The 15639-nt window shown below is 29.7% G+C and carries 16 protein-coding genes; 10 read left to right on the top strand and 6 right to left on the bottom strand.

Annotated features, from left to right (window positions below):
• Positions 1-15 precede the first annotated feature (15 nt).
• Entirely contained in the window at positions 16-720 is a 705-nt protein-coding gene (locus tag QU666_RS04695) for a M48 family metallopeptidase (protein WP_021768951.1), read from the top strand.
• Between the two features lie 90 nt (positions 721-810).
• Here the strand turns inward: QU666_RS04695 and QU666_RS04700 are convergent, their stop codons facing one another.
• The 5 genes from QU666_RS04700 to QU666_RS04720 form a co-directional block, all read right to left on the bottom strand.
• Positions 811-1203, bottom strand: a complete 393-nt coding sequence (locus QU666_RS04700; protein ID WP_036070533.1) for a carbonic anhydrase — start codon at positions 1201-1203, stop codon at positions 811-813.
• A 123-nt stretch (positions 1204-1326) separates the two neighbouring features.
• Positions 1327-2076 carry a hypothetical protein gene (locus QU666_RS04705; RefSeq protein WP_021768949.1) on the bottom strand — a complete coding sequence of 250 codons (750 nt, stop codon included), beginning with the start codon at positions 2074-2076 and terminating at the stop codon, positions 1327-1329.
• Positions 2057-3061 carry a DNA (cytosine-5-)-methyltransferase gene (gene dcm / locus QU666_RS04710; protein ID WP_036070530.1) on the bottom strand — a complete coding sequence of 335 codons (1005 nt, stop codon included), beginning with the start codon at positions 3059-3061 and terminating at the stop codon, positions 2057-2059. Before dcm ends, QU666_RS04705 begins: the two co-directional genes overlap by 20 nt.
• 16 nt (positions 3062-3077) lie before the next feature.
• Positions 3078-4721, bottom strand: a complete 1644-nt coding sequence (locus QU666_RS04715) for an NAD(P)/FAD-dependent oxidoreductase (RefSeq protein ID WP_021768947.1) — start codon at positions 4719-4721, stop codon at positions 3078-3080.
• Between the two features lie 603 nt (positions 4722-5324).
• Entirely contained in the window at positions 5325-6560 is a 1236-nt protein-coding gene (locus QU666_RS04720; RefSeq protein ID WP_021768945.1) for an NAD(P)/FAD-dependent oxidoreductase, read from the bottom strand.
• 473 nt (positions 6561-7033) lie between these two features.
• On the opposite strand from QU666_RS04720, the gene ybaK reads away from it, so the two are divergent.
• Together ybaK and QU666_RS04730 are read left to right on the top strand one after the other, a co-directional pair.
• Positions 7034-7534 (top strand): Cys-tRNA(Pro) deacylase, encoded by a 501-nt coding sequence (gene ybaK, locus QU666_RS04725; RefSeq protein ID WP_036070527.1) that lies wholly within the window; start codon positions 7034-7036, stop codon positions 7532-7534.
• Between the two features lie 377 nt (positions 7535-7911).
• Complete coding sequence (locus QU666_RS04730; protein ID WP_304984871.1) at positions 7912-8646, top strand: hypothetical protein; 735 nt, start codon at positions 7912-7914, stop codon at positions 8644-8646.
• Positions 8647-9040: 394 nt separating this feature from the next.
• On the opposite strand, the gene QU666_RS04735 is transcribed toward QU666_RS04730, so the two are convergent.
• Positions 9041-9781, bottom strand: coding sequence for a hypothetical protein (locus QU666_RS04735; RefSeq protein WP_021768941.1), 741 nt, complete (start codon positions 9779-9781; stop codon positions 9041-9043).
• A 254-nt stretch (positions 9782-10035) separates the two neighbouring features.
• On the opposite strand from QU666_RS04735, the gene QU666_RS04740 reads away from it, so the two are divergent.
• From QU666_RS04740 to QU666_RS04770, 7 genes are all read left to right on the top strand, one after another.
• On the top strand, positions 10036-10482 hold the full coding sequence (locus tag QU666_RS04740; RefSeq protein ID WP_304984872.1) for a helix-turn-helix domain-containing protein: 447 nt from the start codon (positions 10036-10038) through the stop codon (positions 10480-10482).
• Between the two features lie 95 nt (positions 10483-10577).
• Complete coding sequence (locus tag QU666_RS04745; protein ID WP_021769380.1) at positions 10578-10766, top strand: PspC domain-containing protein; 189 nt, start codon at positions 10578-10580, stop codon at positions 10764-10766.
• Between the two features lie 293 nt (positions 10767-11059).
• Entirely contained in the window at positions 11060-11293 is a 234-nt protein-coding gene (locus tag QU666_RS04750; protein WP_021769381.1) for a TMEM175 family protein, read from the top strand.
• The gene (locus QU666_RS04755) at positions 11294-11641 is read left to right on the top strand and encodes a hypothetical protein (protein ID WP_021769382.1); all 348 of its coding nucleotides are present in this window, start codon (positions 11294-11296) and stop codon (positions 11639-11641) included.
• Between the two features lie 45 nt (positions 11642-11686).
• A complete protein-coding gene (locus tag QU666_RS04760; protein WP_021769383.1) occupies positions 11687-12403 on the top strand; it encodes a YjjG family noncanonical pyrimidine nucleotidase in 717 nt (238 codons plus the stop codon).
• Positions 12404-12605: 202 nt separating this feature from the next.
• A complete protein-coding gene (locus tag QU666_RS04765) occupies positions 12606-14921 on the top strand; it encodes a patatin-like phospholipase family protein (protein ID WP_021769384.1) in 2316 nt (771 codons plus the stop codon).
• 109 nt (positions 14922-15030) lie between these two features.
• The gene (locus QU666_RS04770; protein WP_006803498.1) at positions 15031-15396 is read left to right on the top strand and encodes a Rid family detoxifying hydrolase; all 366 of its coding nucleotides are present in this window, start codon (positions 15031-15033) and stop codon (positions 15394-15396) included.
• Positions 15397-15639 lie beyond the last annotated feature (243 nt).

Raw genomic sequence — 15639 nt, forward strand, 5'->3', positions numbered from 1 at the left:
AAAATAAAGTAAAAAATGAAAACAGAGAAAATTTTAGGTTATGAAGTTCACAGAAAAAAAGTAAAAAATATAAATTTACGAATAAAGCCCAATATGGAAATTTATATTTCTGTGCCAATGAATTTACATCGTGATTACATCGAAAATTTTATCCGTTCTAAAGAAGGCTGGATAAAAAGTGTTTTGAAAAAAGTTGAAGATGTGAAGGAAAAACAGAAGGGATTTGAGTACAAAACTGGCGAAATTCATAAATTTTTGGGAAAAGAATACAATTTAACTGTGAAAACTGGGAGTTTTAATGGCGTGAATTTAGTAAATAATGAAAAAAATCCGAATATAATTTTAACAGTTAATGAAAACATTTTGGAAAATACTGACGAAAAGAAAAAAATTATGGAAAAATGGTATTTTGAAAATGCAAAAAAATTATTTCCGCAATTTATGGAAAAATGGCTGAAAATATTGGATGAGCATGTGGAAAAAGTCGCAATAAAGCCTATGAAGACTAGATGGGGCTCGTGCAATTATGTAAAAAAATATATAAATCTTAATACGGAGCTTATAAAAAGAACTCCTTTTGAGATAGAATATGTGGTTTTACATGAATTGACACATTTAAAGTATCCAAATCACGGAAAAGGTTTTTACAATTATATCGAACGATATATGCCAAATTACAAGATTGCTGAAAAAATGCTAAATGCTAAACATTATTATTAAATTTCAAATAAAAATAATATTAAAAATATTTTTTTAAATAAAATAGGAACTACCAATTAATAGCAGTTCCTTTATTTTTTATTAATTCAATTAATTAATATCATCAATGTCGTAATCAACTAAAATTTCAATTTCTCCATTTTCATGGACAAAAAGCCCAGTAACAGCCTCATGAGGTAAATCGTTGTGCATTTTCTCAGCAGCTTGCCGAATATAACCTTTTTGTGTTTCATCATCAGTAGGACAACCAGCACAGTCGCTATGCCCTGCCACAAAAATATGATCAGATTTATGTTTATTAACCGAAATTAAAACCACCTTATCTTCTATGCTTTTTAAATAATCCTCATCATTAACTATTTTATTTACAGCACCCGCATCAGTAATAGTATCCACAAAAGTGTATCTGTAATTACCTCTAATGTATTCATTTAAAATATGAATAAATCTTCCATCCATACAGCATACTAAAGTACAAAACATAATTTCCTCCCTCGTTCAAACAACTATAGATTTTTAATTGTTACAAGTTTGAAGTTATTTGAAATATATCTTAAAGATGTTGAAATTATAGCATATTTAATGGTAAAAATCAAAAATTTTAGCTTAATCTATATTAAATATTTCTGTTGGATCTAATTTAAATTGGAGCATATTGGCAGTTTCTCTACCACCATCCCCACCTTTTCTTTGCATAGTTATTTTTCCGATTTTTAAGGAACCTCTTGGACTAATCTCAACTTTCCCATTATCAAAATAATGATTTATAACAGCATTTATATTCTTTAAAATCCATCTTGTAATATAAGATTTTTGAACAACTAACACCCATTCTGCACAAAATTCTCCTCTTCCTCTTAGAATATCAGAGATTATTAATACTTTATTATTATCAAACCATTGTAGCAATAAATCTTTATCATTTTTATCAAACTCATCTAAAAACATTCTTTTATTATTTCTTCCAGATTTATAAGGTAAAATTTCTCCTGTAAAATATTGTAATAACTTATATATATTATTAGGAAATTTCCACATATCATTGTAATTTTTTAACCATCTTTTATCAATTTGGTTAAATCCTTTTTTATTACTAACTAATTTTACTTGAATATTTTCAATATCAAAATTTTGTTTCAGCTTAATTTGAATCCGCACATTCAAATCAGCTTTATAACCACTTAAAATAGTAGCTTTTACATATTCAATATCAGAAATTTCATATCCCATTGTTACTAGCCAAATTTTTGCTTCTTTGTCATTTTTCCAGTTATTGAATTTATTTGCTACATCTTTTTCATTTTTAAATCCATCTTTTGCTATTTTTGAACCTTTTTCAGCCAAATAATTTTCCATTATACCTCTTTTCTGTATTTTCTATTGATTTTAATAATTTTTCTGTTATTTTTGTTATTACATTTACAGTCATTGCATTACCAGCTTGAGAAAGAACTTTATTATTTGTAAAGAAGTTATCTTTTTTTACTATTTCTGCTATATTCTTAGGAAATCCCTGTAGTAATAAAGCTTCATATCCGTTTAATTTCATTAACTTTCCATTTTTTATATACAGTAATCCGTGTCTTCCAGTTCTTAAAGTAGGGAAGAATCCATCATATTTTCGTAAATCAGACTGTCTGTAGTCAATAACACTGTTTTCCCAAGTTAAAATATCTTCTACTCTATAATTTTTTTGGCTGTTATATTTATTTTTAAGATACTTATTAAAAGTTTCATCATTTTTATCAAGTTCTGAATTATTTTGCTTGTCAATATATTTTTCTAAAGTATAAGTTGTTTTTTCTTCTTCAGGAAATTCAAAATTATAATTATCCAAATCTTTTCTAAATCCAACAATATAAACTCGTTCACGAAGTTGAGGAACGCCAAAATTAATACTATTAAGAACTTTTATATATAAATTATATCCAATTTTTTCCAATTCACTTTTAATAGTTTTTAAAGTTTGTCCTTTATTGTGGTTAATTAATCCTTTTACATTTTCAAGAAGAAAATATTTTATATTTTTTTCTTTTATAATTTGTATTAAAGAATAAATTATCATACCTCTATTGTCATTAAACCCTTCTCTTTTTCCAGCAATAGAAAAAGTTTGACAAGGAAATCCTGCTAATAATACATCAAAATCAGGCAGTTTTTTTAAATCAATTTTTGTTAAATCTCCATAATTTCTATTATCTTTAAAAAACTTTTCATACGTTTCAGAAGTTTTTTTATCTATTTCACTATGTCCAATACATTCCAATCCTGCTGATTCCATTCCGATTCTTCCTCCACCAATTCCAGAACAAAAATCAAAAAATGTTAATTTTTCTTTCATTTTTACCCCCTTTAGCTTATAAACTATTTTGATAATACTCAATCACATACTCTGCACATTTTATCCCATCAACTGCTGCCGACATAATACCACCTGCATAGCCTGCGCCTTCTCCACAAGGCATAAGTCCTTCGATATTTGAGAAAAATATTTCATTTCTAGGAATTTTCACTGGAGATGAACTACGGCTTTCAACACCTGACAGAATTGCATCATAATTAGCAAAACCTTTTATTTTTTTATCCATTAAGGTAATTCCTTCTTTTATGGAATCGTTTATGAATTGTGGAAAAATTTCATTTAAGTTTGCAAATTTGTAGCCTGCCAGATAGCTTGGCTTTACTTTTCCTAATTTTGTTGAGATTTTATTATTTACAAAATCGCCAAATAGCTGAATAGGGGCTTTGTAATCTTTTCCGCCAAGCTCGAATGCTTTTTCTTCCAATTTTCTTTGAAATTCAACTCCAGCCAGAACACTTTCTCCTGGGAAATCTTCAGGAAATACATTTACCAAAATTGCAGAGTTTGCATTTTCCAAATCTCTCTGTGAATAACTCATTCCATTTACGACAAGTCTGCCTTCTTCGCTTGAAGATGGTACAACGACACCTCCAGGACACATACAGAAAGTATAAACTCCACGTCCATTGCTTGTCTTTACATTTAATTTGTATTCTGCGGCTGGCAATTTATCAGCAAATTTTCCATATTGTGAGTAATTTATCATGCTTTGAAGATGCTCAATTCTGACTCCTACCGAAAAAGTTTTCCGTTCCATTGCCACATTTTCTTCGTTCAGCATAAAGAAAGTTTCTCTTGCGCTATGTCCAATTGCGAGAACTAAAATATTTGTTGGAATTTCATAAATTTTATTTTCATCAGAATTTTCTACATTTTCAACTAAAATGCTTTTTATTTTGTTATTTTCAGAATCAGGTTTTTCATAGTTTACTTTTACAAGTTTTGTGCTAAAACGGTATTCTCCCCCAAGACTTTCGATTTTATACCTAATTTTACGCATTATTTCGATTAATTTATCAGTTCCAATGTGAGGTTTTGACATATAATTTATTTTTGGATCAGCACCAGCGAGAATTAATTCATCATAAACCTTCTGAATCCGAAAATTATTTGTATTCGTATTTAATTTTCCATCTGAAAATGTTCCAGCTCCTCCTTCTCCAAACTGTACATTTGAATATTTATCAAGTTTTCCAGTTTTGAAAAAATTATAGACATCCTTTTCACGCTCATCTACATTTTTTCCCTGCTCAATGATAATTGGCTTTAATCCAGCTTCGGCAAGCACAAGTCCAGCAAAAATTCCAGCAGGACCGCTTCCAACAATAACAGGACGTTTTACATTTTCAGTTTCTGTAAAGTTCTCAATTTTTTCCGTAGAATAAGGTTTTTTTTGAATTTTTCGCACATTTTTTACATTTTCAAATCTTTTTTTTTCCGTTTCCTCATCAAAGTTAAAGGAAATATCCACTGCATAAACAAATACAACATTATCTTTTTTTCTAGCATCAATCGCCTGTCCTGCTATTTCAAATGATTTTACTTCATTCTCACTGATTTTGTAAAGTTTGTAAACTGTTTTTTTTAAATCATTTTCGCTGTGTTTTACAGGCATTTTTATATTATTTATTCTAATCATTTTTCTCCTTATTTAGTTTAGTTGTTTTTAAAAGTTTGTAATATTATTTTTCATTTTAAATAGTAAATTTGCTAAAAATTCATTTTAGCAAGGGAGTTAAATTTTCTTGTTATCAAGTAAATAAAATACTATTTATACTATTCCCCGTTTAAATAGTGAATTTTTAATAAATTTTGAATTATATACTATTGTTAGTAAAGAATTAAAACTTTTTGTTCTTAGCATAGTTCCTATTTTATAATGGGATTTAGTATTGGATTATTTTATTTAATATCAGTTTTTACTATTTTTGTTATGTTTTTTCTTTTTTTCGCAGGATTGCTCATTGCCGCAAATCCTTATCTTGCAGTAAAGGTTTATCCTGATAATTAAAATTGTGGCAAGATTGCAACGCAATACCTATGGCTAGACTACGACTTTTATTTGCCCAAATCTGAAACTCTTCCTTCCAGTCGTTGAACAAATAAAAGCTCCGTCAGTTTATTAAAAACAAAAAATTATATTTTAATTATTTTGAAATACTAGGTTCTTATCCTTTGTTAGAAAAATTTGTAATAAATTCATTATTTAAATGGGATTTAGTATTAAATTATACCGTTTTTTTTAAAGATTTTTTCCTAAAAAATATCCAGAAGTCCACGCCCATTGTAAGTTAAATCCGCCGCATTCACCATAAACATCCAGTATTTCACCAGCAAAATGAAGGTTTTTAACTTTTTTTGATTCTAAATTTTCTAGATTTACTTCGCTTAAAGGAATACCTCCAGCGGTAACTTGAGCTGCTTTAAAGCCATTTGTATCAATAATTTTTATTCTATATTTTTTTAAAGTTGTACAAATTTTGTGAATTTCGTTGTCTGTAAGTTCATTTATGCTTTTTGATAATTTTTCAATTCCTGCCGATTTTGTCAAAAATTGTCCCAGTTTTTTATTGACAACTCCATTAAAAAATTGTTCCATTGTAAAATCCTTTAATATTGTCCGACGTTTTTTTAAAATTTCAAAAATTTCATTATAAGTAAATTTTGGCATAAAATCAATTTCAAATTCCACGTTTCTGTAAATTGGGAAAACATATGAAATATTAAAAACCACATTTCCAGAAATGCCAAAATCAGTAAACAGCAGTTCACCATCATAAGTACAGATTTTTTCCTTTTCACCGTTTCTATTTTCTCCAAAAGCTGTAATTTCCACATCCGACTTAATTCCTTTTAAACCTTTAATTTTTTCTTTTTCTGCTTTTAGCTGTACAATAACAGGCGTTAATTCGGTAACAGTATGCCCAAAGGTTTTTGCCAGCTCATAGCCGCTCCCGTTTGAACCAAGTTCAGGATAAGACTTTCCACCAGTTGTAAGTACTGCCTTTTTGGCAATTATCTGTCTTTTATCCTCGGAAATTATCTTAAAATCAAACATTTCCTTCTCAATTTTTGTAACATAAAAGTCTGTAATTATATCTATTCCAAGACTTTGTGCATAAAATCTAAGTCCATCTACAATTGATGCAGCTTGTCCGCTAAGTGGATAAACTTTACCACGGTTTTCTTCATTACAAATAATCCCAACTTCATCTTCAAAAAATCTCATTGCATCTTGTGAAGTAAAACTCTCTAAAATTTTCTCAATAGGCTGCTTCATTTTTTCAATTCCAAAATAATTTCTATTGGAAGCATTCACATTTGTCAAGTTGCATCGTCCATTTCCAGTTGTAAGCACTTTTTTTAGAACTCTGTCCTTTCTTTCCAGAATGACAACATCCCTTCCGTTTTTCTTTGCAGTAATCGCCGTCAGAAAACCTGAAGCGCCACCTCCAATTATCGCTATTTCTCTTTTCATCTTATAATTCCATTCTCCTAAATATTTATGATAAATTTTTTAAATTTTATTAATTTTTTGTTTAAATGCTAATTTATAAAATAAAAACGAGCCGTGTGCTCGTTTTTTTGTATGAAAGAAGTCTAAATGTAGAGATGGGGCGTCTCTATTAGACATTTATTTATATCATATATATGTATATTTGTCAATATTCTAAAAAAATTCAAATATTTTATGATTTTGATTAATATTTTTTTATTTTAATTTTTATTTTAATAAAATTTTTTGTGATTTTTAGTTTTAATAAAACAATTTTATTATGTTTAAAAAAAAGAAACATGCAAATTTATAGAAAATATTTATAAACAACAATCTATTTCATAAACTTGAATAAATAAAAACTATAAGTCAGAGTAAAAAATTTGATTTTTGAAAAAAAATAAAGTACAATTTAATTAAGAAAATAAGGAAAAATGTGGTTATGGGGGTATAAAATGAAACATAAAAAAGAAAAAATTGCAAAGACGAATGCTTTAAGACAGCTGGATAAACAGAAGATTCTATATATTATTCATACTTATGAGTGGAGTGAGGATAAAAGCGGAGGGCTTGGTGCTGCTGAGAAGTTGCCTGAATTGGCGGATAGGATTTTTAAGACTATTGTGTTAAAGGGAAAAAGTAAGAATTTGTACGTTTGTGTGATTCATGGAGAGGCCCATCTGGATTTAAAGAAAGTGGCGAAGGCTTGTGGGGAGAAAAATATTGATTTATTGCCACTTTCAGAACTGGAGAAGGAAACAGGATATATTCGTGGAGGCTGTTCTCCTGTGGGAATGAAGAAACTGTTCAGTACTTTTTTTGACAAGGAAGTTGAAAAATTTGACAAAATAATGGTTTCAGCTGGAAGAAGAGGATTACAGATGGAAGTGGAAACAAAAAAGCTGATTGAAGTAGTGAAAGGGAATATTGTGGATTTGACGATGGAAGAAATTTAGATTGTGAAAAGTGTTTTTATGAGATGAAATGTCCTATCTGATTGGATATATGGAAATATCTTCTTTTTACCGGGCATTTAAAAGTGAACAAGGGAAAAAGTATGGCAGTATCATAAAGAGAAAGAATAAATATGAAAATGTGTCATAAATTTGGCGTATTTTTTTTTCGTTGCGAAAATGTGAATATTTTCTAGAAGAAGAACTTTTAACATTAGAATTTTAAAAAAAGAATATTAGAAATAACTTTACATAACTATACTAATATGGTATTATATAAAAGAAAATAATAGAAATACACATCATGGGAAAATACTGTTCGTCTTATTACTAATTTAAAAATTTTTTATTAAAAGAAGGAGCTGAGTGTCGTGAAAAAAGTGACAAAAAAAGCATTTGGGATTTTAGCATTAGTTGTATTAGCAGTGCCTGTTCAAGCAGGGTGGCTATCAAATCTTGGACAAAGAATAGTAAATGGTGCAGCGAATACTGTACAAACTAACATTTCTGGAAAGGTCAACAAAGCGGTAAATGATGTTATGGATGGGAAAGTTCAAACACAGAATAATGAAACAAAAAAATCAAATTCCAAGGCAGCTAAGTCTGGAAATGTTAATTCTAAAACTTTAGATGCTACAAGTGAAGAGTATCTTGATACTAAGGTAACGTCTACTACTAAAAGAGGAAAAGCTCTTCCTATAACTGGTAAATATGAGGAAATAGATGCAGGAATATTTAGATTTAAAGCAGAACCTATTTACGATAAAGAACTTAGAATGGGTCAAACAAAAATAGAAATAGATGAATTCTTGGATCCAGGTTATTATGCAATTTGGGTTAATCCAAGTTCTAGAACACACAGTGTAAGTGCTATGTATGAACATGAAGAAAAAGGCTTAGAATGGGGATTTGGAATAAAAACAGTAAAAAGAATTTTTAATAATGGACCATACAATATGCTTGGTAATAAAGAAGGTTTGTTACATATAGTAGAAATCTTACCGGGGACACAAGGACACCTTGAATTAACCGTAGTAAATAGTCAAGAACGTATGGGGACAGCAGAAGTAATGATTTACCATATCCCAGGACCTAATTTAGAAATAATAAAGTAGGACAAAAAAAGCTGTCTCAAAATGATTAAAATTTTGAGTTCAGCTTCTTTTTTTTGTTATAAAAGAATAGAAATATTGTAGTCATACCACTTATTTACTTTTTGACAAGGGATCTTGACCCCTTGCTAAACAGAATTATAAAAACTCCCTTGTTTTAATGGGGAATAGTATAAAAAGTAGAAAATTTTAAAAACCTCAAACTCTTGATACTGTTAGAGTTCGAGGTTTTAACTGTCAAATTTGAGAATATATCATATACATTTTTCTTTGTTAAATTATATTTTATTTTTATTACATTAAACACAAAAAAGACATACATATATTTTATAGTTTCCTGTATTAAAAATTTCTTTTCTACCTTTTTGAGGTCAGTACTGGTGTGTTATTAGATTGACTAATAAAATTTATGAGTATTTGGATCAATATAAGTTGCCTGTTTAGTTGGTGTATTTAAGAATTGTGAAGCACCTATATGTGTTGTTTCCATTATAGCGAATAAACTATTGCTTTGCTGTTCCATATATGCAGTTGATACAATAAATCGCACAATTGCCTTTTTAACAGGTTTACCATTAGAGTATTTCGTTTTTACTTTAAACTTTATGCTATCCCAATATTTAGGATAGTACACTGTTCCATTATCATAAACATAAAAATGCCATGCTCCAGCATAAATATCCTGCCTATTGTTTATAAACTCTACGGCATCACTTGAATAATATGGTATCAGAGCGGCATACGACATTGACCCTAAATATTGAATTATAGCTATGTACTCTTTACCAGGTTCAACTTCGACTTCAACAGGATATACTTTTAAATCACGAGTGTTTCCCGACCTTAACGAACCTGTTCCGTCAGGTCCCAACTCTACTGGCATATTAACTGTTAATGGCATAGAAATATCTTTTCCGATTATTTCATAAACAAATTTTTTCTCTGCACGAACACAATTAAAGAAAAGTTCCTTCTCCTTTTCACTTCTCCATACATTATTTGGAAGAAGTGCATGGCTAATAGGGCTATAATTTTTTTGAAACTTTGCATTTGATACTGAACATTCTTCAGCTCCTGCAAAAACTGCAGTATTAATACAGGTTAACAAAAATATTATTTCTAAAAAAATCCTTCTCATAGATTTCATGACAGCACACTCCTTTATTTAATTTTAAAATTTCTAAGTTATTGATAAAACGACCTGTATTTTTTTACGATATGTACCTCTATCACTTTTACTTATATAATACCATATTAGTGTGTCCATGTAAAGCATTTCTCAATTAATTTTATGTTGTGAGATAATACATATGTGACAAGAATATACAAAAAAAGAAAGGTTTCTGATATAATGTAAGCCAACCAAAACCACATTAAGGAGAAACCTTTCATATGAGTAGTATATCAGAAATATACCGTGTTCGTCAACGGGCAATTGAGTATGCAATAAAACATAATAATAATTCAAAGGCAGCAGTGAATTATAAGACATCACGTCAGCAGATAAAACGTTGGAGAGACAGATATGACGGCACAATCCAATCTCTTCTGCCAAAAAGCAGAAGACCTAAAAGCCATCCAAACCAGCACACGCAAGAAGAAATAGAACTGGTTATGAAAAAATACAGGAAATTTGGCTATGAAGGGCTGGCAGAAGTTTATGTCAAAGCAAGAAAGGAAGGCTACAGCCCTACATACGATTCAATGTGCAAGATAATAAGGAAAATGAAGGACAATGCCAAAGAAAAGCCTAAAAAGCTACGTAAGAGAAAAAAGAAGGTTGAACAGGCTAAGTACCCTGAGGAAAGAGTGCAGATAGACATATTAAATGGGGAATAGTATAAAAAATAATTTACATAATATAAGGGATATGATATAATGTATGTAAAATAAAGAATTTGAAATTTCATTTATAAAAATATTTAGGAGGAAAAATGGAAAAAAAACTAACAAAATCAGCATCTGACAAAAAAATAATGGGTGTATGTGGTGGACTTGCAAAATACATGGATAAAGATTCTAACTTAATAAGAATAATAGCAGTTGTATTAGCAGTTATTACAGGCGGATCACTAGCAATCGCATATTTAATAGCAGGATTTGTTTTACCTGAAGGAGAATAATTCTGAAATAAAAATAAACATCAAAAGTCTATTTTAAAAAACATTAAGTTGTTATAGAAAATAGACTTTTTTTTATTTTATCCATCAAATTTAATAAGTTTTTTGTATAATTGGATAACTTTTTTCGATGTTTTTCAGTTTTGTAGTTTAACTGCTAGTTTTTTAGTTAATAAAAATATGTATCAGCTGATATTGAAAATTAAAATATCAAAAAATAATACATGGACTGGATTTTATTAGTCCTTTTTAGTATAATTATTATTATGGATTGAAATGAAAGGAGAAGTAGTAAGATGAAAAAAGACAGATTAGTAGGCTTTTTTGATGGAGTTATAGCGATTATAATAACAGTTTTGGTATTGGAGCTGCCTAAAATAAAAGGTACAACATTGGCAGCCGTTTGGGAAAATAGAGTGAATTATTTTGCATATATAACTACATTTACGCTGTTTGTAATATTTTGGGATACTCATCATATGATATTTGACAAGGTTGAGAAAATAAATTCTAAAATAGTTAAAATATAGATGCTTCTATTGTTTTTAAATACTTTGTTTCCATATATAACATTGTGGGTTTCTGAAAATCCTTACAGTTATTTGGTGGAATGTGTGTATATATTTTTTCTATTAGGAGAAAATACTATTTATTCGTGGCTTTGTAATGAACTTGTGAAAGCAGATCCTGAGAATATAAAGCTAAAGAAAACAGTAATAAGCCTTAAAAGACACAAAATAACAACGATTTTACAAATTTCTTCTTTTGTGATAGGTCTATTTAATCCAATGCTTATGCTAATAATAGGATTTATTTCATTGTCAATATGGTATATTCCAATGCCTAAACTGAAAAAAAGAAATTTTAAAAAACATTAAAAAATGATGGGAATATTTTAGATAAAATAAATAAAGGAGCAGAAAATGAACTACAAACTTGTATTAATAGACTTGGATGATACACTTTTTGATTATCCAAAAACTGAAAAAACAGCGTTTAGGAACACTTTTGAAGAATTAGGATTTTTTGTGGAAAGTAAATTAAGTAATGATAAAAAAGAAGAAATTTATGAAAAGATAAAAGATAGATACAAAGATGTGAATTTCCAGTTGTGGAAGGATTTAGAAAAAGGGGCTGTGGATAAGGATAGATTAAAGATTGTAAGATTTGAAAAAATAATTGGAGAATTTGATTTGAAATATGATCCGTATAAAATGAGCGAGCTATACTTGAAAAAACTGGGAGAAGGGATTTTTCCATTTGAAGCAACTGAAAAACTGTGTGAATACTTACATTCAAAATACAAAGTTGGAATTGTAACTAACGGAATAAAAGAAGTACAGCATTCGCGAATAGAAAATTCAACAATAGCTAAATATATTGATAAAATTATCATTTCTGATGAAGTTGGTGTAAATAAACCTGATAAACGAATATTTGAATATGCAATGAATTATTTTGAAATAATGGATAAATCTGAAGTTATAATGATAGGTGATTCATTAGGAGCAGATATAAAAGGTGGACAAAACGCTGGAATTGACACTTGCTGGGTAAATTTACGAAATAATGTGAATGATACTGGGATTATTCCGAAGTATGAAGTAAATAAACTTGAAAAATTATTTGAAATATTATAATTTACTCAAAACTTTAGTGAATTTATAAGAGAAATAAAATTTTCTTATAGTAAAATGACTAGAGAGTCAATTATTTAAAAAAATAAATAAAAAAGTAATTATTAAACCAAACAGCCTAATACAAAATTAAAAAGTGAACTGTATTAATGATTATAGATAAATTTTTATAAATTAAGTTTAATAAAAGAGGAGGATGACATAAATGACTGAAAAAAGAAAAAGTTTTTTGTTTTTAATTATTTTTCTTTTGGTAAATAGTTTTGGGATTTCTGAAAGCCTAAAAGATGAAAATTATTTTGTGCTAAAAAAAGATGAACAAAATTTGATGGAAAGTAAAAAAGACAGCGAAAAAGAAGTTTTGGAAAATGAAATTAAAATAGAATTGGACAGGAATATTTTAAACAAAGAAAAAAAATTAGAAAATAAAAAAGATATAGCTTTTCAGGAGAATAAGAGAATTGGGCTGGTGCTTAGTGGGGGAACAGCGAAAGGGCTTGCTCATATTGGAATATTGAAGGTTCTGGATGAAGAGAAGGTGCCTGTGGAATATGCGACTGGAACGAGTATGGGAAGCATTATTGCAGGAATGTATAGCGTCGGATATACTCCGCAGGAAATTGAGGAAATTGCAATTAGCATGGATTGGCTGGGACTTTTTAGCGATAAAATCGAGAGAAAGGACAAGGGGGCTATAAGAAATTCAATTGAAGATAGGAATAGTACGGTAATTCCAATGAAAAATTTTATGCCAAAATTACCTAGTGGAGTCGTTGGGGGAAAAACTGCTAGTCAAAGGCTGAATGAAATTTTTTATGGAGCAATTGGAATACAGGATTTTAGGAAGTTTCCGAGAAAGTTTGCGGCAGTTGCTACTGATTTGGAATCTGGAGAAGGTGTTATGATTGATAAAGGCTCGATTGCAACGGCAATTAGGGAAAGTTTATCGTTGCCGTCAATTTTTGCACCAATTCGGGATGGAAAAAGGCTTTACATTGACGGAGGAGTTACACGGAACTTACCTGTGCAGGATGTGAAGGTGCTTGGAGCAGATTATACAATTGGAGTGAATGTAGGAGACGGATTTACAAAAAGAGATGAGAATAAAATGAATTTGGTTGACGTAATTACAGATTCCACAACAATTGCTGGAAGGCAGGAAGTGGAGCGTCAAATTCGTATGCTTGATTTATATATGAAACCAGATTTGGAAAAATTTGAGTCTTATGATTTTTCAAAGGTAAAAGAACTTATTGCGGCTGGAGAGAAAATAGCGAGAGAAAATATAGATGAAATCAGAAAATTATCAAATCCTGAACTTTATGAAAAGCTGGAGGAAAAACGGAAAGAGTTTAGACGGACTTGGAGCGATGAGTACAATATTACAGTAGTTGTGATAGAAGGTAACAAAAAATATAAAAAAGCATATTTTGATAAATTTTTGCCTAAAAAACTTGGTGTTTTAAGCAGGCTGGATATGGAGGAAATAATTAATAATATTTATCAAAATGGTGATTTTACAACGGTTTATTACGAAGTGAAGGACAATGATTTAGTAATAAATGTGCAGGAAAAACCGAGTGACTATTTGACACTTTCGGGAAATATAAATAACGAGGACTTGGCAACAGTAAATGTTGGTTTTCAGGGAAGTAAAATTATAAATAATACGAATGTCAGATATTCAGTAACTGGAACGGTTGCAAATGAATATGGGGCAAGAGGTAAGGCTACCGCTGAACTTGGAAAAGATTCGAAAGCCTTGATTTACAGCGAATTTGAATACAAACGTGATATTATAAAAAATCAGAAATACAATAACGGATATTTCAACTTTGAAAACAGAAAATTCAAAATTGGAGCAGGAATTGGATTTGAAATGTATAAAAATCTGTTATTCTCAATTGGTGGAGGCTATCAGATTTCAGATGTGACAAAACATCAGAATAATGCTGAAAATGTAAGAAAATCATTCCCATACTTTGAAGCCCAGCTAGATTACGACATAAGAGACAGTATAAACTTTGCAACAAAAGGAGTGCATTTATTTTCAAAATATACATTAGCAAATGCAAAAAAGGCTAAATTTAACTCGTTAAGTGCAGGTGGAGAAATTAATATACCTATTGGCGAAAAAATTACAATTAGCCCAAAAGTAGCATATTTAACATCTTATGGGGATAATATTCCAGAAACTTACAGACCAAAAATGGGAGGAATCCGAACAGCTGACAATTCATTAGAATTTGCTGGAATGCCAGCAGATAAAATTCGTGGAAACAGTATTTTTGTTGGAAGCCTAAAAGCTCAATATAATGTATCAAAACTTGTATATTTAGATACAACTTACTCAAGAGCAAACATTTCTCAAAAAAGCTACAGATTTGGAACTGAAGAAAAGGAAAGCTATAAATTTGGGTTTGGAGTAAAAGCCTTGTCAATTCCGCTTTATTTTGGATTTGCAAAAGTTTCGGGAGAAAGCTGGAGATACATTATAAACTTTGGATATTCGCCAGAATAATAATTTTGGGAATAGTAAGCAAAGTGAAAGAAAAATCTTTTTGATATTGAAAAAATATGATAGAATAAAATTGTAAAATTTAAAAAATACGAAAAATTAGGAGGAAGAAATGAAAAAAATACCAGAAGCAGTTGGACCATATTCAGCCTTTAGAAAAGCAGGCGACTTTTTGTACATCTCAGGACAAATTGCAATAAATCCTGAAAATCAGCAAATTGAAGCTGTTACAGTAGAAGAACAGGCAAGACAAGTTCTTGAAAACTTGAAGGCAATCTTAGAAAACAACGGATTAACAACAAAAAACGTTATAAAAACAACTGTATTATTAGACAACATCAACGACTTTGGAGCAGTAAACAACATTTATGCAGAATACTTTACTGAACCATATCCAGCAAGATCAGCCTTTGCGGTAGACAAATTGCCAAAAGGAGTTTTGGTGGAAATTGAAGCAATAGCTTATTTTGGAGAATAATTTTTAAATGAAATGGATAACTTTAGGGAAACTTGAAGTTGTCTTTTTTATTTTCGTAGGATTGCTCATTGCCGCAAATCCTACAACCTATGGCTAGACTCCGTCTTTTATTTGTCCACCTCCGAAACTCCTCCTTGCAGTCGTCAAACAGTCGTAGCTGAACAAATAAAAGCTCCGCCGGTTTATTAAAAAAAATATTTTAATTATTTTGAAATACTAGGTTTTTATCCTTTATTGGAAAAG

The sequence above is a fragment of the Leptotrichia sp. HMT-225 genome (genome assembly GCF_030644325.1).
Lineage (GTDB): Bacteria > Fusobacteriota > Fusobacteriia > Fusobacteriales > Leptotrichiaceae > Leptotrichia > Leptotrichia massiliensis.